Origin of the sequence: Actinomadura sediminis (assembly GCF_042675525.1) — a bacterium.
GTDB classification, from domain to species: Bacteria; Actinomycetota; Actinomycetes; order Streptosporangiales; family Streptosporangiaceae; genus Spirillospora; species Spirillospora sediminis.
In genome coordinates, this window is the sequence record NZ_JBHTJA010000002.1 from 159,051 (window position 1) to 178,422 (window position 19,372).

Consider the following 19,372-nt stretch of genomic DNA (forward strand, 5'->3'; position numbering starts at 1 on the left):
CCGTAGAAGACCGATGTCAAGGAGTTCGACGGCGTCGCCCCCCTTGCCAAAGGACTTTCAATCGGGTTGTCAGGGGGTGGGGGAGAGCCGGTAGGCGTCGCCATGGGGGATCACATGGCCCGCGGTGGGTGGCGCGAAGTGGGTGCCCAGCACGAGGGCGCCGGTGCCGGCGAGCGAGGCGAGGAGCTTGCGGCGTGTGACTTCGGCCTGTTCCGGGTCGATGTCGACGCACGAGCCGATCGCGGGATGGGCGAACTGGACCGGGTGATGGATGCAGTCGCCGGTGATCAGCGCCGTGGCGCTCCGGCTGGTCACTTGGACGGCGACGTGGCCGGGGGTGTGCCCGGGGGTGGGGATCAGGCGCAGGCCGGGGACGATCTCGGCGCCCCCGGCTGGGACGTCGATGGTGTCGAGCAGTCCCGCCTCCTCGACCGGGATCACCGAGTCGCGGAACATCTGCCTGCGCGGTTCGTCCATGTCGTGGCCGGCCCAGAAGTCGCGCTCGGCGCGGGAGGCGACGTGGCGGGCGTTGGGGAAGGTGGGGACCCACTCGCCGTCCATCTCCCGTGTGTTCCAGCCGACGTGGTCGGTGTGCAGATGTGTGTGGATCACCAGGTCCACGGTCTCGGGGGCGAATCCGGCGGCCGAGAGGCGTTCGAGGTAGTCGGTCCGCAGGTCGTGCCAGGCGGGGTTGGCCCGGGTCTTGCCGTTGCCGATGCCGGTGTCGACGAGGACGCGCAGTCCGCCGACGGTGAGGGCGAAGCTGTGGCTGTCGATGTGCAGGATGCCGTTGGGGTCGGCGAAGTCGGGACGCAGCCAGTCTTGTCGGTCGATGAGGTCGGGGGTGGCGTCGGGCAGGAGCCAGGGGCCGGTCGCGGGCGGCAGAAGGACCTCGTCGATGCGGTGCACCGTGACATCGCCCACGGTCCAGGAGGCGGCGGGTGACGTGCTCATGATGGTTGTCTCCTTGGTTTTCAGTGAGTGTGGTCCGCTGCGGTGGGGAGCGCCTCGCGCCGTCTCGCGGCGAGTGCCGCCACCGCCGCGACGGCGAGGAGGGCGGAGCCCAGGGTGTAAGCGTGGGAAGTGGCCCGCAGACCGAGGTGCTGGGTTGCGGCGCCTGCGGCGATGGCGGGCAGGCTCATGGACAGGTAGCTGAGGACGTAATAGGAGGCCAGGGTCGCGGCGCGGTCCCGTTGGGGGAGCGAGGCGAGCAGCATGCGCAGCGCTCCCTGGGAGACGGCCCCGAAGGCGACGCCGGCCAGGGCCGCGCCGCCGTATACGGCCGGCGGGCCAAGACCGTGCAGGCCGAGCAGGGTCAGGGCCGCGGACGCGACGACGATCAGGCTTCCGCCCGTGACGGCGGTGAACGGCGCCGCCCGCCGCAGTGCCCACACCGTGAGCGCGGCGGCGGCGCTGACGGTGAAGAAGACCTTGCCGCCGACGATGTGCGGAAGGCCGGGGGCCACGAGGTGCACGAGCGCCGGGCCGAGGGAGGCGTAGAAGCCGCCGAGTGCCCAGATGGCGACGATTCCGGCGCCGGTCGTCAGCAGTGCACGGCGCGCCGATGGCGGCGCGGAGAGCCGCGGGCGCAGGGAGCGCAGTGCTCCGGGGTGGGGACGCGCCGTCTCCCCGGTGCACGCCGCCGCTATCGCCTGGGCGGCGAAGAGCGCCGCCAGCAGGACGTACACGGTGGACGTCGGGGCGGGCGCGAAGCGGACCAGGAGGGTGGCGAGGAGCACGCCGGCGGCCATGCCGGCGACCGGGGCGATGCCGTTGGTCAGGGCGGACCGGTCCGGACGGCGGGAATCCGCCAGGTCCAGGAGTGCGGCGCCCGCGGCGCTGGTGGCCGCGCCCGTGGCCGCTCCCTGCACGACGCGGGCGATGATCAGCTCTCCGGCGCCGTCCGCCGAGGCCAGGAGCAGCATGGAGGTCGTCTCCAGGAGCAGGGCGCCCGCCAGGACGGGACGCCGTCCCAGGTGGTCGGAGAGCGTTGCGGTGGTGAGCAGGGCCACCAGCAGTGTCAGGGAGTAGGCGCCGAAGACGACCGTGACGGTCAGGGCCGTCAGGCCCCACCGGTCCTGATACAGGGGATACAGGGGCGTCGGCGCGCTGGACGCCGCCAGAAGGGCCGCCAGGATCGACGCGTCGAGGACGAAGGGCACCGTGCGGCTCGCCGTGCCGAGAGACGGGTGGGGGCAGGGTGCGGGCGCGCCTGGTGAGACGCCGGGCATGTGACTCCTCTCCCGCTAAAAGCAATGATTTTGCTTTAAGGAAGCGTAGGTCGTAGAGTCACTTAAAGCAAACGGTTAGCTTTTGGCGTGGGGCTGTTCAGCCGCCCCCGCCAGGTCAGGAGAGAACACCCATGTCCGCCGATGACCTCACGCCGCCGGAGGCGGCACGCTGGGCCGGCCGCGCCGGTCTCCCGCTACCGGCCGACCGCCATGCCCCGGTGGCCGCCACGGCGAACCACATCCACTCCGTAGTCGCGGTCCTCCGGGACCTGGACTTCGGCGACACCCCGCCTGCCGCCGCCTACCGCGCGGGAGAGGAGGAGCACGATGCAGCCGTATGAGCTGTCCCTGACCGCGGCGGCCGACGCGGTCCGCGCCCGGAAGCTGTCCCCCGTCGAGCTGGTGGACTCCGTACTCGGCCGCGTCGAGGAAGTGGAGCCCCGCCTGGGGGCCTACGTCACCATCACCGCGGAACGGGCCCGCGGGGCCGCGCGCGAGGCCGAGCGGGACGTCGTGGCCGGCCGGTTGCGCGGCCTGCTGCACGGCATCCCCATGGGCCTGAAGGACCTCGTCGACGTCGCCGGCATGGCCACCGCGGCCGGATCCCGGGTCCGCGGCGAACATCGCGCCGAGCGCGACGGCACGGTCGCCGCCCGCCTGGCGGCGGCCGGAGCGATCCTGGTCGGCAAGACCCACACCCACGAGTTCGCCTACGGTCTGACCACCCCGCAGACCAGCAACGCATGGGGCCGGGACCGGGTCGCCGGCGGCTCCAGCGGCGGGTCCGCCGTCGCCGTCGCCGCGGGGGCCGCCACCTTCGCCCTGGGCACCGACACCGGCGGGTCGATCCGCGTGCCCTCCGCGCTCAACGGGGTCGTCGGGCTGAAGCCGACCTACGGCCTCGTCTCCCGTCACGGCGTCACCTCGCTGTCGTGGTCGCTGGACCACGTCGGACCGATCACCCGCACCGTCGAGGACGCCGCGCTGGTCCTCGACGTTCTGGCCGCCCACGACCCCCGCGATCCCGCCTCCCTCGCCGCGCCCTCCGCGGACCGCCGACCGGGTCCGGGCACGGATCTGACCGGGCTGCGCGTCGCAGTGCCGGACAACTACTACTTCGACCACGTCGCCCCCGAGATCGAGAGCGCCGTCCGGCACGCCATCGACCATCTCGAAAGCCTCGGCGCGCGGCTCGTCGAGGTCGAGATCCCCATGGCCCGCTACATCCACGCCACCCAGTGGGGCCTGATGGTCCCGGAGGCCACCGCCTACCACGAGCGCACCCTGCGCGCGGTTCCCGAGCTGTACCAGGCGGACGTCCGCATCCTGCTGGAAGCCGGCGAACTGATGCCCGCGGGCGACTACCTGCGCGCCCAGCGTTCCCGCACCCTCATGCGGCGGGCCTGGGCACGCGTACTGGAGGACGTCGACGTGATCGCCGCCCCGACGGTCCCGGCGACCGCCGTGAAGGCCGGCCAGTCCACCCTCACCTGGTCCGACGGCACCGTCGAGGGCGTCTCCGACGCCTACGTACGCCTCTCGGCGCCGGCCAACATCACCGGGGTGCCCTCGCTCTCGGTACCGGTCGGTCACGACACGGCGGGCCTGCCGATCGGCATGCAACTGCTCGGCCGCCCCCTCGGCGAGGCCGTACTGCTGCGGGTGGGCCACGCCTACGAGCAGACGCGGCCCGCGCGCGAGCTCGCGACGGCGTGACGGTCGGGGAACAGTGCGGCCCGGGCCGGACACCCAGGACGGCCGGGGCCGCCCGAGCCCTTGAAGCAATCGATTAGCTTTAAGCTTGTTCCATGACTCGGAAACCGTTGGTCCGCCCCGGTGGGCGCAGCGCCAGGGTCCAGGCGTCGGTGCATGCCGCCGTACGCGAGCTCGAGTCGGAGGTCGGCCGGGAAGCGCTGACCGTCCCCCTGGTGGCCACCCGGGCCGGGGTCACCCCGTCCACCATCTACCGCCGCTGGGGCGACCTGCAGGAGCTGCTGTCGGACGTGGCGGTCGAGCGCCTGCGGCCCGACACGGAGCCGGAAGACAGGGGGGACCTGCGGTCCGACCTGGAGGCCTGGGCCGAGCAGTTCTTCGAGGAGATGGCCTCCCCCGCGGGACGCGCCTACATCCGTGACGCCCTGCTCGGCGACCCGGACGGCGGTAACGCCGGCCAGTGCTCGGCCTACGCGGCCGAGCAGATCGACGTCGTGCTCGCCCGCGCCGCCGGCCGAGGAGAACGCGCACCCGCGGTCGAGACGGTCCTCGACCGCGTCGTCGCCCCGGTGATGTACCGCATCCTCTTCCGCCCCGACAAGCTCGACGCCGCCTACGCGCGTCGGCTCGTGACCGGGCTCCTCGACCCGGCCGACCGGTGACCGTGCGCCTCGATCCGCCGGACTCCGAACCCGACGGCTTCCCCATCCGGCTCAGCGACGTCCTGCCCGGCGGAGTCGCCGGTATCGAAGCGGCCCGCGCACCGGCGCGCCGCACCGATTCCTCGTCGCGCACGTCGCCGGCGACCGCGAGCGCGCTTCCGCCCGCGGCCTCGATCTGCTCGGCGGCCGTGTGGATGGTCCCGGACGGGCGGGCGTCAGGCCTTCCCGTGGCCGCCGCCGGACATGAGCAGGGGCGACCGGCGAGGCTCATCCGGTGATCTCCCTGCCGAAGACGTTGCGCGCGTCGACCCACTTCAGGTTCTCGTTGGCGCCCTCGTACATCTCGCCGATCTTGCCGTCGCGGTAGATCGCCTCGACCGGGCCGGGGGGCCGTCTGCGCTCAGCTCGCGGACGAAGCCGAGGCCGCCGAAGGCCTCGCCGGCGTCGTGCCGGAGGGCCGCCTTGAGGTAGAGGGTGCGCCCGCCGCGAACGCGCCGACCAGGCCGCCCTCGGCCACGGGCCGCAGCCAGCGCTGCCGCTGCGCCTCGGTGCCGTGGGCCAGCGCATGCAGCCGGGCGCCGAGGTCCTCGGCCAGGACGTCCGTGAGCGTCTGGTTGCCGCCCTCAGGCAGCGAGAAGTTCGGGACCTTGCCCGGGTCCGCCGGCAGGACGCCCATCGAGTGCACGAACTGCGTGGCGGCGGTCTCCTCGGGCTCGCAACCCATCCACTGTCCTGGCGCGGGCCACCTCCGAGCGGACGCCGCGCAGCACGTACGTCGCCGGGGCGGCGTCGAGCGTCGCTCGGACGCGCTCGCCGGAGCGTTCGGCACCCGCTTCCCGTCGCCGGCGGACGTCGCGATCGAGCGCGCGTGGGGCGGGTGGATCGCGATCACCTCGTCCTGGATCCCGGTCGCCGGCCGGATCGGCGACGAGGTCTACTACTCGATCGCCTGCAACGGGCACGGCCTGGCCCAGGCGCCCTACGCCGGGACCCTCATCGCCGACGCGATCGTCGACGGCGAGCGGCACGAGGACCTGCAGACGTTGTGGCGCGACAAGTCCCGGTTCCCGCGGCCGATGATGAAGGGACGGACCGGGCTCTGAACCGTCTGGGCCGTCGACCGGTTCAACGACCTGGTCAACGGCAGCCGGCGCAACGCTCGACGGGGTGCCCCGCACGCCGCCGGATGACCACGGACCCTCGTGCTTCGGCGGGTGGGGGCGGGCGCCGGTTCCACTCCTTCTGGTCTCGGTCGATTCGAGGGATTCACGCGGTGGCCGTGTCCCACCATGGGTCCGGATCGTGCCGGTAGGCGTGTTCAGGGGGTGGCCGGCTTGCGGGCGGTGAGCAGGCGGGTCGGGACCCACGGACTGCCCCACCACGCGCGCCAGCCGAGGCCGCGCACGCGGACGTCCTGGGCGCCCAGCCGGGCCAGCACCGCAGCGTACTCGCGGGGGCTCCGCGCCAGGTCGGCGATCACCAGGCGGCCCCCCGGCCGCAGCACCCGGTACGCCTCGGCGATCGCCCGGGCGCGGGCGTCCGCGCCGAAGATCGTGTGCACCGTCAGGCTGGACACGACCAGGTCGAAGCTCGCCTCCGCGTACGGGAGCCTGCGCAGGTCGCCCCCTTGCACGTGGACGCGGTCGGCGACGCCTTCGGCGCGGGCGTTGCGCAGGGTCGCCGCCGGGGTGTTGCCGGACTGGTCCCGTCCGCGCCACAGGTCCACGCCGACCGCCCGGCCCCGCGGGAGGCGCCGGGCGGCGGCCAGCAGGACGGCGCCGCGTCCGCAGCCGAGGTCGAGCAGCCGTTCGTCGCCACGCAGGTCCAGCTCGTCCAGCACGTCCCGCCAGACCAGGAACTTGCCGCGCAGCGTGGCGTGCAGGCTCAGGGCCAGGCATCCCGCCAGCAGGGTGCCGGAGACCAGTGCGGGCAGCGCGGCGGCCGGATCGGCGGTGACCGCCATGACCAGCCCGGTCACCCAGAACCCCAGCACGACCAGGCCCATGAAGCCGAACCCGTATGGCGAATCGATCCCGTACCGCGCGCCAGGCATTCCGCCACTCTGCCACGAACCAGCCGCCGGGGGGCCGGCAACGACGCACTGGTCCACCGCCGAACGGCTCTCCGCCGAGTACCCGACTGGAAGCGAGGTCTCTGTGCCGGCGAGGTCCGGGCATGTGGCACCAGCCGTGGAGGATCGCTGAAGAAGTCCTGCGAGGGTCGTGCGGGCGTGGGCCGGGCGGCCGGGGCGATCGCTCCCGGGCCTCGGTTCAGGTGCCGTGGGTCCGGGCGAGTCCGGGGTCGTCCCCCTCTTTCTTGATTTCCGTCGCCATCTCGACGGCCAATTCCAGTGCTGTGGCCCGTACCTTGTTCTCGTCCATGCCTTCGAGGTCGCTACGATCCTCAACGTAGGAGACCACCGCGACGAGATTGTTGACTCTGAACGTGAATGTATGGCTGCCTGATATTTCGTAGTCTGTATTGGAGTCTGGGTCGCCCGCGTACGGATTCTGCCGCAGGGAATAATAAGCGCCGGGCCCTAGGCGCGGCTCATCGACGTTATCGCTGAGAAAGTTCTGGTTCTGTAGGTAGGCTGCGGCCACGTCCGGTCCCGACAGCCACTCCCACGGCTTGGGGGAGTGGAGGGTCATGATGACTCTGAGGTCCCAGATGAGTTTGTATTCGTATTCCCTGTGACTTCCATCGTCCACGACGCCCGTTTTCTTCTGCTCCTTGTACCAGTGGCAGTCGATGCCGTCCTGATCCTCGGTGGCGGCGTTGGGGAAGGCGGCGGGCCGCAACGCGCCGCAGGGTGGTTCGGCGTGGAAGTCGCCGCCGTCTTGCAGAGGGCCGCCGGGGTTGAGGCAGAAGGCGCCAAGGGCCATCGCCGGCAGGAGAACGAGCGTCGCGGCGGGCCACCGCAGGACGCCCGAGCGCTTCCTCCGTGAGCCGGAGGTGGGAAACCTCACCGTGGGCTTGGTGACCGGCCCGGCCGGGGGCGCGCCGGATGTCCGCGCGCCCGCCACGGGGGCGGGCGCCGCCCGGCGATCGACGGCTCGCAGGCGCGCGGCGACGCTCCGGGCGTTGCGGGGCCGGTCGTCCGGGTCTTTGGCCAGCAGTTCGGCGATCAGATCGTTCAACGCCGGGGGGACGTGCGGGTGCGTGTCGCGGACCGCCGGGGCAGGAGTGAACAGGACGTCGTGAAGGAGCCGACGGACGGTGTCGGCGGTGAAGGGCCGCCTGCCGGTGAGGAGTTCGTAGGCCAGGGCGCCCAGGGCGTACAGGTCGGTGCGGTGGTCGACGCCCTCGTTGCGGTCGAACTGCTCGGGCGCCATGAACGCGGGAGTGCCGATGAGGGCGCTGCCGGTCAGGTCGGTGGTCTGTTCGGTGTAACGGGCGATGCCGAAGTCCAGGATCTTGACGCGGCCGTCCTCGAGCAGCATGACGTTGGCGGGTTTGATGTCGCGATGGACGATGCCCTTGGCGTGGGCCTCGGCCAGCGCGTCGGCGATCTGCGTCAGCAGCGTGACCGCCCGCGCGGCCGGCAGGCCGTCGGAATGGCGCCGGATCACCTCGGCCAGGTCGGTGCCGTCCAGCAGTTCCATCACCAGATACAGCACGTCGCCGTCGGTGCCGGTGTCGAACACCACGGCAATACCCGGATGCTGCAGGCCGCCGGCGATCTCGGCCTCGCGGCGGAACCGCGCCACGGCTTGGCCGGGCATGCCGTTCAGCGACAGGATCTTGACCGCCACGGTGCGTTTCAGGCGCAGATCGGCTGCTCTCCAGACCTCGCCCATGCCGCCACGGCCCAGCGGCGTCTCCAAGCGATAGCGCCCTGCCAAGGTCCGCCCCTGCATTCCCGCTCCCATCCCGCCCGCACGCCTGAATGATCTCCAACGCATGCAGCGGGGTCCAGGGGACCGCTCGAATCGCCATGGCCGACCGCGCAGGGCGCCTCGGGCGGAGGTGGCCCGGCTTGGGCCGAGTATGGAGACCCGAAACCGGGCGCCGCGAGTCGGGCCAGGGGCCCGATGGATTTGGTCCGGCTGATGAGCGGCCCGTCCCTGGGGGAGCCGGCGAGGGGCCGAGGAGCGGTCTTCCGGATCGCCGTGCGCGGTTGAGCGGCTCGACCGGTATCGCCACGCTGCTCGTCGCGGTGCATCGAGTCACTCGGTGGCGGTCTGGCGGGACAGGGCGCCGGTGCGCAGGGCGAGCAGCCAGGCGGCGCCCGGTGCGGCCATGAGCGTGCCGAGCAGGACGAGCAGGACGCGGTGGCCGAGCGTCTCGATGAGGGCGCCCGTGGTGAAGGCGGACAGTGCCAGGCTGGTGGTGGCGACCGCGCTCCACAGCGACATGATCCGGCCCCGGACCTCGTCGCCCGCCGCGGATACGAGGGCGGCGACGGCGGTGGGGTTGTACACGACGTCGGCGAAGGCCGCGCAGCCCCATACCGCCAGAGCGCCCCAGGCGGCGGTGGGCAGGCCGAGCAGGGCGGTGCACACGCCCTCGCCGAGGCAGGACAGCCCCACGATCGACAGGCGAGTTCTCGGGTCGTGGGCGGCTGGGCGTCCCCGCTCACCCACCGGCTGCAGCCGGAATGCGCGATCGACGTGCCCGCCGAACCCGACCCCGCCGAGCTCATGCTGAGCTGGCTCGCCACGGTCGCCGACGGCGGCGCGTGGACCGACGTCCACCGGTGCCTGGTGCTGGGAGCGGGATGGCGCGACCGCGATCCCCGCCCGCCCCGCCGTCCCCGCTACCGCGACGAACCGGTGGACGTCGCGCGGACCGCCCTCGTCCACGACCCCGCCGACCCGTTCCCCTCGCTGCCGCACTCGGCCGACCTCGCCGCCGTCGCCGACCGGGACGACGCCGTCCGGCTGACCGTCAAGGGGCCCCTGCGCTGGCACGGCTCGGCCCGGCTGGCCGTGACCGTGCGGGCCGACCGGCCCGTCGAGCTCGTGGCCACCCTCGTGCACGAGCGCGCCGACGGCGTCCGCGTCCGCCTGGGCGACGCCACCGCCCCCGTCCCGGCGGGCGGCGGCCGGGCGGAGCTGCGGCCGCCGCCGGTCGCCGCCGAACTGCCCGCCGCCGACCGGCTGCACGTCGAGCTGACCGCCGGACGCGTCCCGCGCCACCCGGCCCCGGACGAACCCGCCCGCTACGAGATCGAGCCCGGGCCGCTGCGGCTGCCCCTCCCCACCGTCGAGGAGCCGTGATGGACCCCGAAGCGCTGGTCGACCCGCGCACCGGAGTGATCACCCAGCTTGTGCACGTCGACCCCGAGCCCTGGTGGCCGCGGGGCCTGGACGTGTACGCCACCCATGTCGCCGACGTGGCGGCGCTGATGCCCTGGCCCGCCGACCGGGTCTCCACCGGCACCGCGTTCGGCGACCCCGCACGGGCCCGCATCGGCGCCATCGGCGAGGCGGTGGAACGGTACTGCGGCAACTTCGTGCCCGCCGACCTGCGCCGTGCCGCCCATGCCGAACTGGTCGCGGCGGGGGAGAACGCGCTCGACCCCGCCGATCTCGCACTGTACTCACCGGCCCAGTACGCCGAGCCCGGCTCCCCGTTCACGCCGTTCACCCGCGACCTGCCGGTGCTGTGGACGCGCGGGGTGACGTTGCCGTCGGAAGAACCGGTGTGGGTGCCCGCCTCACTGGTGTACGTCAACTACCACCAGCCGCCGCGGCTGGCCGAGCCCGTCACGAACTTCGTCATGCTCGCGGGCATCGCCGCCGGCGCCGACGATCGGATGGCCCGCACCGCCGCCCTCGAAGAGGTCATCGAGCGCGACGCCACCGTCATCTGGTGGGCCAACCGGCTGCCCGCCGCCCCCGTGCACGTCGATCATCCGCGGCTGGCGCCCGTCCTGACGCCCGATCCCGGCAGGGGGCCGGGCTGGGCGAGGGCGACCGGGGCGTACGGACCGTGCAGGTACCGGGTCGTCGCCCTGCCGACCGTGTTCGACGTCGCCGTTCTCGGCGTCCTGCTGGAAGACCCCGAGCACGAACTCGCGGTGTTCGGGGTGGCCGCGCGCCCGGACCCGGTCGCCGCCGCCCACAAGGCGCTGGCCGAGGCGGTGACGCTGCGCCGCTACGCCTTGGGCCTGCTCGACCCGGACGGCGCCATCTGGGCGTCCGCGCGCGAGGGCATCATCCCCATCGAGTCCTTCCGGCCCTACCGAGCCGACCGCCGGTACGCCGACTCCTACCGCGCCGACTACCGGGACGTGACCGACCTGGCCTGCCACAGCCAGATCTGGCTCGACCCCCGGATGCGGCCCCACCTGGAGCCCATCACCGGCGACCACCCGCCCGTCCGCCTGGACGAACTGCCCTCGCCCGCCGGCGACCCCCATGACGTGTACCTCGGCAGGCTGGCCGCCGCCGGCCTGACCGCCCACGCGGTGGACGTGACCACCTCCGACGTGGCCGCCGCCGGATTCCGCGCCGCCCGCGTCGTCGTCCCCGGGGCCTACTCCAACGCCCCCGCCGCGTTCCCCTTCCTCGGAGGCGCGCGGCTGCGCACCGACCCCGTCCGGCTCGGCCTCTCGCGGGTTCCGATCCGCGAGGACGAGGTCAACCTCGTCCCGCTGCCGCACACATGAGCACCGCCCTCCTGGATCCGCGCTGCGGGCCGGTGCGCGCCCTCGACACCGGACGCAGCCACGGCGTGCTGCACACGGCGACCGCCGAGCTGGCCGCGACGGACGCCTTCGCCCTGCCGCTGGGCAACCCCGTCGTCGGCGGCACCTCGTGGACCGACCCCGACGAGGCCGTCCGCCGCGCCCTGGGCGAGGCGGCCGAACGCTACGCCGGTCACCTGGTGCAGGCCGAACGGCTGGTGCACTCGACCTGGCGGCGGCTCGGGACCGGCGCCATCGACCCCGAGACGCTGGCGCTGTACTCGCCCGGCCAGCACCGGCGCCCCGGATTCCCCTTCACCGGCCTGGACCGCGACACCCCGACCACCTGGGTCGTCGGTGGAACGGCCGACGGGGCCGAGCTGTTCGTCCCGGCTTCGCTGGTGTGGCTGGCGCCCGGCGAACACGCTCAGATCGACGGCCGGCCGGCGCACCTGCCGGTCGCGGCCGGGATCGCCGCCGGCGCGACACCGTCCGCCGCGCGCTCCGCGGCCCTGGCCGAAGCGGTCGAACGCCACGCACTCGCGACCGCCTGGCACGCCGGACGGTCGTTCACCACCCTGGAGCCGCTGCCGTTGCCCGCGCCCGAGGGCGCGCGGTTCCGCTGGTTCGGCGTGCCGAACCTGCTGGGCGCGCCGGTCGTGCTGTGCGCCGCCCAAGGCGGCGGCGACCGGCTGGGGGTGGGCTGCGCCCTCGTCCCTCACGCCGCCGACCCGGTGACCGCCGCCGGAACGAAGGCCGCCGCCGAAGCCCTCGTTTCGCTCGACACCCTCGACGCGGTCATCGACGGACTCCCCGAATGGTCGTCCGTGCTCAAGCCGCACCGCGCCGACAGGCGGTACGCCGACGACTACCGCCCCGACTTCTCCGACGCCACCGACCTGGCCTGCACCCTGCAACTGCTGGCCGACCCCCGCATCCTGCGGCGGATCCTCGTCCGCCTGGCCGGCGGGCGGCGCGGCGGCCGGTGGCGCCCCGCCGGCATCGACCTCGACATCGCGCTGGCCGACCACGGCCTGACCGCCGTGACCGTCGACATCACCCCGCCGGATCTGGCCCGGCTCGGCACGACCGTCGCGCGCGTCATCGTGCCCGGCCTGCGCTCCGCCGGCCCGCCCGCCTTCCCCTTCCTGGGCGACGGAGCCGAGCCGCTGCCCCCCGACCCCGAACGGTTGCCGATGCCCCATGTCTGACGTCCCGCTGTCCGCCGTCCCGCCCTGGACCGCCGACCGCCCCGGCCCCAAGGCCCTGCGGTCCGGCACGCACCGCGCCGCCGCCCTGGACGACACCTGGGCCCGCATCCGGCCGCTGCTGCCGGTGTTCGGCGTCACCCGCCTCGCCGACATCACCGGACTCGACACCATCGGCGTCCCGGTCACCACCGCCTACCGGCCCAACTCCCGCAGCCTCGCCGTCAGCCAGGGCAAAGGCGTCACACGCCGGGCCAGCCGGGTATCGGCGGCGATGGAGGCCATCGAGCACGCCCACGGCGAGCGGATCGACCTGCCGCTGCGACTGGCCCGGTACGCGGAGCTGCCGTCGCCCGTCGAGCCCTGGCGGCTGCCCCGCACCCAGGCGCAGACGGTCGACGAGCACACCCCGCTGCTGTGGCTGGAGGGACGCAGCCTCTACGACGGCGCCCCGGTGGACGTGCCCTTCGAGGCCGTCAGCATCGACTTCACCCTGCCTCGAGGGCTCACCGCCGCCGGTCTCTGCCGGGACAGCAACGGCCTCGCCGGAGGCAACACCGCGCTGGAGGCCGTGGTCCACGCCCTGTGCGAGGCCATCGAACGCGACGCCTTCGCCCTGTGGGAGCTGCGCCCACCCGGACGGCAGGCGGCGGACGCGATCGCGCCGCGCTCCTTCGGCGACCCGGACGTCGACCGGCTGCTGGACCGGTTCGAAGCCGCCGGGGTCGAGACCGCGCTGTTCGACATCACCTCCGACATCGCCGTGCCCGCGATGCTCTGCCAGATCGTCGAGGCCGACCCCGATCCGTTCCGCCCGCTGCCGCCCGCCGCGGGGCTGGGCTGCCACCCCCACCCCGCCGTGGCGGCGGCCAGGGCGCTCACCGAGGCCGCGCAGAGCAGGCTGATCGCCGTCTCCGGCGCCCGCGACGACCTGACCCGCGACGCCTACCACGGCGCGGACGACCTCGCCGCCGGCACCGCGCTCCGCGACCTGCTGCGCACGCGGGACCCGGCCGCACGCCCCTACGGCGGTCCCGGCGCGGACCACGGCACCCTCGGCGCCGATCTGGACTGGCTGCTGGACCGCCTGGCGGCCGCGGGCCTGCCCGAGGTCGTGGCCGTGGACCTGACCCGGCCCGGCGCGGGGCTGCCCGTTCTCAAGGTGCTGGTTCCGGGCCTGGAAGGCGCCGCGGCCCTGAGCGGGGCGGCCGCGGTCCCGGGCCCCCGGGCGAGGGAGACCGCCGATGTCTGAGATCGTCGTCTTCACCGGGCCGACCTGCCACGACGGTGCGGCCGCCGCGCGCCTCGCCGAACTCGGCGCGACCGTGCTGCCTCCGGTCGCCCAGGGCGACGTCGCCCGCCTCGTCGCCCTTCCCGAGAAGGACCGGCCCCGCGTCATCGGCATCATCGACGGCGTCTACGAGCGGGTGCCCGCGGTCTGGCACAAGGAGATCCTCTGGGCGCTCGCCGAAGGGATCGCCGTCGCCGGCGCGGCGAGCATGGGGGCGCTGCGCGCGGCCGAGCTCGCCCCGTTCGGCATGGTCGGCGCGGGGCGCGTCCACGCGGCCGTCCGGTCCGGTGAGCTGGTCGACGACGACGAGGTCGCCGTCGCCCACCTCGGCCCGGACGACGGCCACCGCCCCGTGTCCGACGCCATGGTCGACATCCGCGCCACCCTCGACGCCGCACTGGCCGCCGCGGTGATCGACGCCCCGGCCGCCCGGACGATCGCCGATGCCGCCAAGGCGCTGCACTACACCGAGCGCCGCTGGCCCCATCTGCTGAGCCGCGACCCCACCGGGGCGCTGGCCCGCTGGCTGCCCACCGGCCGGGTCTCGGTCAAGGCCGCCGACGCCGTCGAGCTGCTCGACCTGCTGCCCGGCCTGCCGCCGCCCACGGTCCGCTTCCATCTGGAACCGACCGAGCAGTGGCTGGCCGCACGTCCCGCTCCCGGCACCGGCCTCCTCGACCCCGGCACCTTCGAGCGCCTGATCGAGGGGCTGCACCGGGACGGCGTGTACGAGGACCTGGAACGGGCCGCGACCCTGCGGCTGGTCGCCGTGCGGCACGCGGGCGGTCTGCGTCCGCACGGCGCCGCGCTGGACGAGTGGACCGACCGGGTCCGCGCGCGGATCGGCGCCGCCGATCTGGACGGGTTCGGACCCGCCGCGCTGGCCGGGTTCGCCGCCGACCAGGCGTGCCTGGTGGCGGCCTGCGACCACGGCGACGCCGAGATTCGCGCGGCGCTCCTGGACACCCTGCGGGTGCGCGGTGAGTACGCGCGGCGGGTCGCCGAGGCCCGCCGTTCCCCGGACCGGTTCGCGGATCCGGGCGAGGAGAAAGAGGACACCCCCCGATGAAGAAGACGACCTTCCTGGCGGCGGCGGTCGCGGCCGTCCTGCCGGCGGCGGCGTGCGGTTCCGCGGACGGCACGACCGCCGCCGGAACCGAGGCGGCATCGGTCACCGTGCGCAACTGCGGTACCGACTACCGGTTCCCGGCCACTCCCCGACGGGTGGTCACCTCCAGCACCCCGGCCACCGAGGTGATGCTCGCGCTCGGGCTCCGCGACAGGCTGGCCGGCACCGTGGCCGCCACGGACGTCGTGCCCGAGTACGCCGACGACCTGCGCGGCGTCCGGGTCATCGCCGAAAGCGCGTTCCCCCCGCCGTCCAAAGAGGTCGTGTACTCGGCCGGCCCGGACATGGTGGTCAGCGGCTATCCCGACGACTACGGGCCCAAGGCCATGGGCGAGCGGGCCACCCTGCAGCGGGACGGCGTCGGCACCTACCTGCTGTCGGCGAACTGCCCCGGCCACGAGGCCGAGATCGAGGACGTGCACACGGACGTGCGCGCCCTCGGCAAGGTCTTCGGCGTCGAGAGCCGGGCCGAGGAACTCGTCCGCCGGCTGCAGGGCGAGGTGGACGCCGTCGAGCCGGTCCCGGGGAACCCCGGGGTGTTCGACTACGCGGGCGGCAAGGACAAGCCCACCACCGCCGGGTCCCGCGCACTGGTCGACGATCTGATCCGCCGCGCCGGCGGGACCAACGTCTTCCCCGAGGTCACCTCCTTCAAGCAGGTCGCCTGGGAGGAGGTCGTCAAGCGCGACCCCGACGCCATCCTCGTCGAGGACCAGGCGTTCGAGCCCGCCGACAAGGCGATCGCCTGGATGAAGTCCTACGGCCCGCTCAAGGACGTCACCGCCGTCAAGGAGAACCGCTTCATCGTCATCCCCGTCAACGACACCCAGCCGGGCGTGCGCAGCGGGCGCGCCCTCAAGACCATCACGGAGGGGCTCGCCCAGTGACGGTCAAGGCTCCCCCCGCGGGGCGGCGCGCCCGCCGCCCCGCCGGCGGGCCCCCGGCCGTCCGGCGGGCGGCCCTGCCCGCCCTGGTCGGGGGCCTGACGGTGGCCCTGGTCCTGTCGATGGTGGCCGCCGTCGGCCTCGGACCGGTGTCCATTCCCGTCGGCGACGTCGCCCAGGTGATCGGGCGCCGTTACCTCCCCGGCCTGGTGGACACCGCCCCCACGGGCCCGCAGTCGGTGATCATTCTCGACATCAGGCTTCCCCGGGTGCTGCTCGGCGCGGCCGTGGGCGCCGGCCTCGCCGCCGTGGGCACGGTGCTGCAGGCGGTGCTGCGCAACCCGCTGGCCGACCCGTACCTCATCGGCGCCAGCTCCGGCGCCTCCCTCGGGGCGGTCCTGGTCATCATCGTCGGGCTGACCCCGTTCGGGACGTTCTCCCTGCCGGTGGCGGCCTTCATCGGTGCGATGGCGGCGTTCCTCCTGGTCATGCTGCTCGCAGGCGGGCAAGGCCTGCTCGCGCCGACCCGTCTCATCCTGGCCGGGGTCGCGGTCGCCGCGTTCACCGAGGCCGTCACCCAGTACCTGGTGCTGACCTCGCCGGACAAGGAGGTCCGCTCCGCCATGTTCTGGATGCTCGGCGGCCTCGGCGGCACCCGGTGGAGCGACATCGGCGTCCCGATGGCCGTCGTCACCGCGGGCGCCCTGTGGTTCTGGACGCAGAGCGGACGGCTCAACGCCCTCGTCCTCGGCGAGGAGGGCGCCACCAGCCTCGGCCTGGAAGTGGACCGTCTCCGCCGCCGCCTGATCGTCGGCTGCGCCCTGGTCATCGGCGTCGTGGTCGCCGTCAGCGGCGGCATCGGCTTCGTCGCCCTGATGGTCCCGCACGCGGTCCGGCTGGTGGTCGGCGGCGACAACCGGCGGGTCCTTCCGCTGGCCGCCCTGACCGGCGGCCTCCTGCTCGTGTGGGTGGACGTCGGAGCCCGCATGCTCAACCGGCCCGACGAGATACCCATCGGAGTGATCACCGCCGTGCTCGGCGCACCGTTCTTCCTCTTCCTGCTGCGCCGCGCCGGCCATCGGAGGTGGCAGTGACCCCGGTAGCCGTGGAGATCGACGGTCTGAGCTGGGCTCCGGCCGGACTCGCGGACATCGCCCTGCACGTGCCGCCGGGCCAGATCGTCGGCCTCCTCGGCCCGAACGGCAGCGGCAAGTCCAGCCTGCTGCGCTGCGTCTACCGCAGCCTGCGCCCCGATGCCGGCACCGTCCGCATCGACGGCGCCGACGTGTGGCGAACCCCGGCCCGTGCCGTCGCCCGCCAGGTCGCCGTCCTCACCCAGGACGCCCCCGCCGACCTGGAGAACACGGTCGAGCAGATCGTCGCGCTCGGCCGCGTTCCCCACCAGGGCCCGTTCGGCGCGCTGTCGCCCGCCGAACGCCGTCTCGTCGCCGACGCGATGGGGCGCTGCGGCATCGCCCACCTCGCGCACCGCTCGATGACCACCCTGTCGGGCGGGGAACGCCAGCGCGTCCAGCTCGCTCGCGCGCTGGTGCAGGAACCCCGCCTGCTCGTCCTGGACGAACCCACCAACCACCTCGACCTCCGCCACCGGGTGGACCTCCTCCGGCTGGTCCGCGGGCTCGGCGTCACGGCCCTGATCGCCCTGCACGACCTGCAACTTGCCGCCGCGGCCTGCCACCGCCTGGTCGTGCTGGACCACGGCCGCATCGTCGCCGACGGCACCCCGGCCGACGTGGTGACCGTCGAGCTGCTCCGGGACGTCTACCACGTCGACGCCTCCGTCGCACCGGGCCCCGGCGGCCTGCTCACCATCGCCGTCCGCCTGCACGACCGGCACGCGGCACCGGCCGCGGACTCCGGCAGAGGGCACGAGCACGCCTCCGTCGACGGCCGACGCCAGGCCGGCGACGGACGCCCGTGACCGGCCGGGGCGCCGGGCCCGCCGACGCCCGCCGCCTACCGTGCACGCCGATTCGACACCGTCACGCCGTCATGTGGTGCGCCAGGGCGAGGTGCGGGTCGGGGCCGTCCGCCGCCGGTGCCGGGTCGGCGTGCACGAGGGCCGCGGTCAGCTTGGGGACGGCGTGCAGCAGGGCGTGTTCGGCGTCGACGGCGATGTCGTGGGCCTGCCGGACGGTGAGGTCGGCGTCGACGACGAGGGCCACCTCGGCCCGCAGCCGGTGGCCGATCCACCGCATGCGCAGTTCGCCGACCTCCCGCACGCCCCGCACCCGCCGCAGCGCGTCCTCGGCGCGGCCGAGGAGGGCGGGGTCGACGGCGTCCATGACCCGGCGGAACACCTCGCCCGCGGCGTCCCGCAGCACCAGCAGGATCGCGGCGGTGATCAGCAGGCCGACGATCGGGTCGGCGTACCGCCAGCCGATGGCGGCGCCCGCGGCGCTGAGCAGGACGGCCAGGGAGGTGAAGCCGTCGGTCCGGGCGTGCAGCCCGTCGGCGACCAGGGCCGCCGATCCGATCCGGCGGCCGACGCGGATCCGGTAGCGGGCGACCCACTCGTTGCCGAGGAACCCGACGACGGCGGCCGCGGCCACGACGCCGACGTGGTCCATGTCCCGGGGGTCGAGCAGGCGGTTCACGGCCGTCCATCCGGCGAACACGGCGGAGGCGGCGATCGTCAGCACGATGACGATGCCCGCAAGGTCCTCGGCGCGTCCGTATCCGTAGGTGAACCGGCGGGAGGCCGCGCGCCGTCCGAGGACGAACGCCACGCCCAGCGGCACGGCGGTCAAGGCGTCCGCGGCGTTGTGCACGGTGTCGCCCAGCAGCGCGACCGAGCCGGACAGCACGACGATCCCCGCCTGCGCGGCGGCCGTCACGCCCAGAACGGCCAGCGAGACCCACAGGGCGCGCATGCCCCGCGCGGACGACTCCAGCGCGCCGTCGACCTTGTCGGAGGAGTCGTGGGTGTGCGGCGTCACCGCATGCCGCAGCCGGTGCCGCCACCGCGCGAAACGGCGGCCCGGACCATGCCCCCGGTGTGCGCGGACGTCCTGCGTGTGCTCCTCGTGTCCGTGCGGATGCCGGTGCTCGTGGTGTTCGCTCATCTGAAATGCCTCCAAGAACGGACGACGCACACCGGGGGGCGTCGAGTGGACACGGGCGTGCCCTCACCCCATTATGTGCATATGAGCGCACGCATGCATCTATCACCTGCATCCGAACCGCACCTGCACCGGCCGGGCGAGGAACAGTTCGCACTCGCCGCAGAACTCCTGGCCCTCCTCGGCGACCGCACGCGCCTGGTCCTGCTGCACCGGCTGGCCGCCGGCGAGGCCGACGTGTCCACGCTGACCGAGGTGTGCGGCACCGCACGTCCCGCCGTCAGCCAGCACCTGGCGCGCCTGCGACTGGCCGGCCTGGTCACCGCCCGCAAGGAGGGCCGCCGGGTCGTCTACAGCCTCGGCGACGGCCACCTGCGCCGGTTGGTCGACGAGGCGCTCAGCGTGGCCGACCACCGACTCACCGACAGGCCCTCACACGACTGAACACCGGCTCCGTGTGCGACCGATCGTGGAGGTGCCGGACGGGACGGGAGGGCCGGCCCGCGCCGACCGGTCGCCCGCGTCGTCGAGTTATCG

General features: G+C 74.0%; 20 protein-coding genes. 13 read left to right on the top strand and 7 right to left on the bottom strand.

The window, feature by feature from the left end; all coding sequences use genetic code 11:
* Positions 1-69: 69 nt before the first annotated feature.
* Positions 70-954 (bottom strand): MBL fold metallo-hydrolase, encoded by an 885-nt coding sequence (locus ACFQ11_RS02490; RefSeq protein WP_378296070.1) that lies wholly within the window; start codon positions 952-954, stop codon positions 70-72.
* A 20-nt stretch (positions 955-974) separates the two neighbouring features.
* Positions 975-2,162 carry an MFS transporter gene (locus tag ACFQ11_RS02495; RefSeq protein WP_378296071.1) on the bottom strand — a complete coding sequence of 396 codons (1,188 nt, stop codon included), beginning with the start codon at positions 2,160-2,162 and terminating at the stop codon, positions 975-977.
* A gap of 200 nt (positions 2,163-2,362) precedes the next feature.
* On the opposite strand from ACFQ11_RS02495, the gene ACFQ11_RS02500 reads away from it, so the two are divergent.
* From ACFQ11_RS02500 to ACFQ11_RS02510, 3 genes are all read left to right on the top strand, one after another.
* Positions 2,363-2,572: a hypothetical protein gene (locus tag ACFQ11_RS02500; protein WP_378296072.1), complete on the top strand. Its 210-nt coding sequence runs from the start codon at positions 2,363-2,365 to the stop codon at positions 2,570-2,572.
* A complete protein-coding gene (locus tag ACFQ11_RS02505; RefSeq protein WP_378296073.1) occupies positions 2,559-3,947 on the top strand; it encodes an amidase in 1,389 nt (462 codons plus the stop codon). Before ACFQ11_RS02500 ends, ACFQ11_RS02505 begins: the two co-directional genes overlap by 14 nt.
* A 149-nt stretch (positions 3,948-4,096) precedes the next feature.
* Positions 4,097-4,606 carry a TetR/AcrR family transcriptional regulator gene (locus tag ACFQ11_RS02510; protein WP_378296074.1) on the top strand — a complete coding sequence of 170 codons (510 nt, stop codon included), beginning with the start codon at positions 4,097-4,099 and terminating at the stop codon, positions 4,604-4,606.
* Positions 4,607-5,006: 400 nt separating this feature from the next.
* On the opposite strand, the gene ACFQ11_RS02515 is transcribed toward ACFQ11_RS02510, so the two are convergent.
* Entirely contained in the window at positions 5,007-5,330 is a 324-nt protein-coding gene (locus ACFQ11_RS02515) for a hypothetical protein (protein WP_378296075.1), read from the bottom strand.
* Here ACFQ11_RS02515 and ACFQ11_RS02520 point away from each other — a divergent pair.
* Positions 5,299-5,709 carry an FAD-dependent oxidoreductase gene (locus tag ACFQ11_RS02520; protein ID WP_378296076.1) on the top strand — a complete coding sequence of 137 codons (411 nt, stop codon included), beginning with the start codon at positions 5,299-5,301 and terminating at the stop codon, positions 5,707-5,709. The two genes, ACFQ11_RS02515 and ACFQ11_RS02520, sit on opposite strands and share 32 nt — an antisense overlap.
* Positions 5,710-5,924: 215 nt before the next feature.
* Here ACFQ11_RS02520 and ACFQ11_RS02525 read toward each other — a convergent pair whose 3' ends face one another.
* The 3 genes from ACFQ11_RS02525 to ACFQ11_RS02535 all read right to left on the bottom strand — a co-directional run bounded on the left by ACFQ11_RS02525 (position 5,925) and on the right by ACFQ11_RS02535 (position 9,138).
* Entirely contained in the window at positions 5,925-6,659 is a 735-nt protein-coding gene (locus tag ACFQ11_RS02525; protein ID WP_378296077.1) for a class I SAM-dependent methyltransferase, read from the bottom strand.
* Positions 6,660-6,876: 217 nt separating this feature from the next.
* Entirely contained in the window at positions 6,877-8,433 is a 1,557-nt protein-coding gene (locus ACFQ11_RS02530; protein WP_378296079.1) for a serine/threonine-protein kinase, read from the bottom strand.
* 342 nt (positions 8,434-8,775) lie between these two features.
* The gene (locus tag ACFQ11_RS02535) at positions 8,776-9,138 is read right to left on the bottom strand and encodes an MFS transporter (RefSeq protein WP_378296080.1); all 363 of its coding nucleotides are present in this window, start codon (positions 9,136-9,138) and stop codon (positions 8,776-8,778) included.
* Between the two features lie 24 nt (positions 9,139-9,162).
* Between ACFQ11_RS02535 and ACFQ11_RS02540 the strand changes: the two genes are divergently transcribed.
* The 8 genes from ACFQ11_RS02540 to ACFQ11_RS02575 are packed head-to-tail and all read left to right on the top strand — an operon-like array spanning position 9,163 to position 17,694.
* Positions 9,163-9,828, top strand: coding sequence for a hypothetical protein (locus tag ACFQ11_RS02540; RefSeq protein WP_378296081.1), 666 nt, complete (start codon positions 9,163-9,165; stop codon positions 9,826-9,828).
* Positions 9,828-11,222 (top strand): YcaO-like family protein, encoded by a 1,395-nt coding sequence (locus tag ACFQ11_RS02545; RefSeq protein ID WP_378296083.1) that lies wholly within the window; start codon positions 9,828-9,830, stop codon positions 11,220-11,222. The genes ACFQ11_RS02540 and ACFQ11_RS02545 overlap by 1 nt, the downstream gene beginning before the upstream one ends.
* Complete coding sequence (locus ACFQ11_RS02550; protein ID WP_378296084.1) at positions 11,219-12,451, top strand: YcaO-like family protein; 1,233 nt, start codon at positions 11,219-11,221, stop codon at positions 12,449-12,451. The genes ACFQ11_RS02545 and ACFQ11_RS02550 overlap by 4 nt, the downstream gene beginning before the upstream one ends.
* Entirely contained in the window at positions 12,444-13,700 is a 1,257-nt protein-coding gene (locus ACFQ11_RS02555) for a YcaO-like family protein (RefSeq protein WP_378296085.1), read from the top strand. Before ACFQ11_RS02550 ends, ACFQ11_RS02555 begins: the two co-directional genes overlap by 8 nt.
* Entirely contained in the window at positions 13,693-14,808 is a 1,116-nt protein-coding gene (locus tag ACFQ11_RS02560; protein WP_378296086.1) for a TfuA-like protein, read from the top strand. The genes ACFQ11_RS02555 and ACFQ11_RS02560 overlap by 8 nt, the downstream gene beginning before the upstream one ends.
* The gene (locus tag ACFQ11_RS02565; RefSeq protein WP_378296087.1) at positions 14,805-15,755 is read left to right on the top strand and encodes an ABC transporter substrate-binding protein; all 951 of its coding nucleotides are present in this window, start codon (positions 14,805-14,807) and stop codon (positions 15,753-15,755) included. The genes ACFQ11_RS02560 and ACFQ11_RS02565 overlap by 4 nt, the downstream gene beginning before the upstream one ends.
* Positions 15,752-16,846, top strand: a complete 1,095-nt coding sequence (locus ACFQ11_RS02570; RefSeq protein WP_378296089.1) for a FecCD family ABC transporter permease — start codon at positions 15,752-15,754, stop codon at positions 16,844-16,846. The genes ACFQ11_RS02565 and ACFQ11_RS02570 overlap by 4 nt, the downstream gene beginning before the upstream one ends.
* Entirely contained in the window at positions 16,843-17,694 is an 852-nt protein-coding gene (locus tag ACFQ11_RS02575) for an ABC transporter ATP-binding protein (RefSeq protein ID WP_378296090.1), read from the top strand. Before ACFQ11_RS02570 ends, ACFQ11_RS02575 begins: the two co-directional genes overlap by 4 nt.
* 61 nt (positions 17,695-17,755) lie before the next feature.
* Here ACFQ11_RS02575 and ACFQ11_RS02580 read toward each other — a convergent pair whose 3' ends face one another.
* Positions 17,756-18,838, bottom strand: a complete 1,083-nt coding sequence (locus tag ACFQ11_RS02580; protein ID WP_378296091.1) for a cation diffusion facilitator family transporter — start codon at positions 18,836-18,838, stop codon at positions 17,756-17,758.
* Positions 18,839-18,919: 81 nt separating this feature from the next.
* Here ACFQ11_RS02580 and ACFQ11_RS02585 point away from each other — a divergent pair, with 81 nt between their 5' ends.
* A complete protein-coding gene (locus ACFQ11_RS02585) occupies positions 18,920-19,279 on the top strand; it encodes an ArsR/SmtB family transcription factor (RefSeq protein ID WP_378296092.1) in 360 nt (119 codons plus the stop codon).
* Positions 19,280-19,372: the final 93 nt, after the last annotated feature.

Coding starts and splice junctions, on each gene's coding strand:
- ACFQ11_RS02490 (WP_378296070.1), bottom strand. CDS start 954: ATGAGCACGTCACCCGCCGCCTCCTGGACCGTGGGCGATGTCACGGTG.
- ACFQ11_RS02500 (WP_378296072.1), top strand. CDS start 2,363: ATGTCCGCCGATGACCTCACGCCGCCGGAGGCGGCACGCTGGGCCGGC.
- ACFQ11_RS02505 (WP_378296073.1), top strand. CDS start 2,559: ATGCAGCCGTATGAGCTGTCCCTGACCGCGGCGGCCGACGCGGTCCGC.
- ACFQ11_RS02515 (WP_378296075.1), bottom strand. CDS start 5,330: ATGGGTTGCGAGCCCGAGGAGACCGCCGCCACGCAGTTCGTGCACTCG.
- ACFQ11_RS02525 (WP_378296077.1), bottom strand. CDS start 6,659: ATGCCTGGCGCGCGGTACGGGATCGATTCGCCATACGGGTTCGGCTTC.
- ACFQ11_RS02545 (WP_378296083.1), top strand. CDS start 9,828: ATGGACCCCGAAGCGCTGGTCGACCCGCGCACCGGAGTGATCACCCAG.
- ACFQ11_RS02550 (WP_378296084.1), top strand. CDS start 11,219: ATGAGCACCGCCCTCCTGGATCCGCGCTGCGGGCCGGTGCGCGCCCTC.
- ACFQ11_RS02555 (WP_378296085.1), top strand. CDS start 12,444: ATGTCTGACGTCCCGCTGTCCGCCGTCCCGCCCTGGACCGCCGACCGC.
- ACFQ11_RS02560 (WP_378296086.1), top strand. CDS start 13,693: ATGTCTGAGATCGTCGTCTTCACCGGGCCGACCTGCCACGACGGTGCG.
- ACFQ11_RS02565 (WP_378296087.1), top strand. CDS start 14,805: ATGAAGAAGACGACCTTCCTGGCGGCGGCGGTCGCGGCCGTCCTGCCG.
- ACFQ11_RS02580 (WP_378296091.1), bottom strand. CDS start 18,838: ATGAGCGAACACCACGAGCACCGGCATCCGCACGGACACGAGGAGCAC.
- ACFQ11_RS02585 (WP_378296092.1), top strand. CDS start 18,920: ATGAGCGCACGCATGCATCTATCACCTGCATCCGAACCGCACCTGCAC.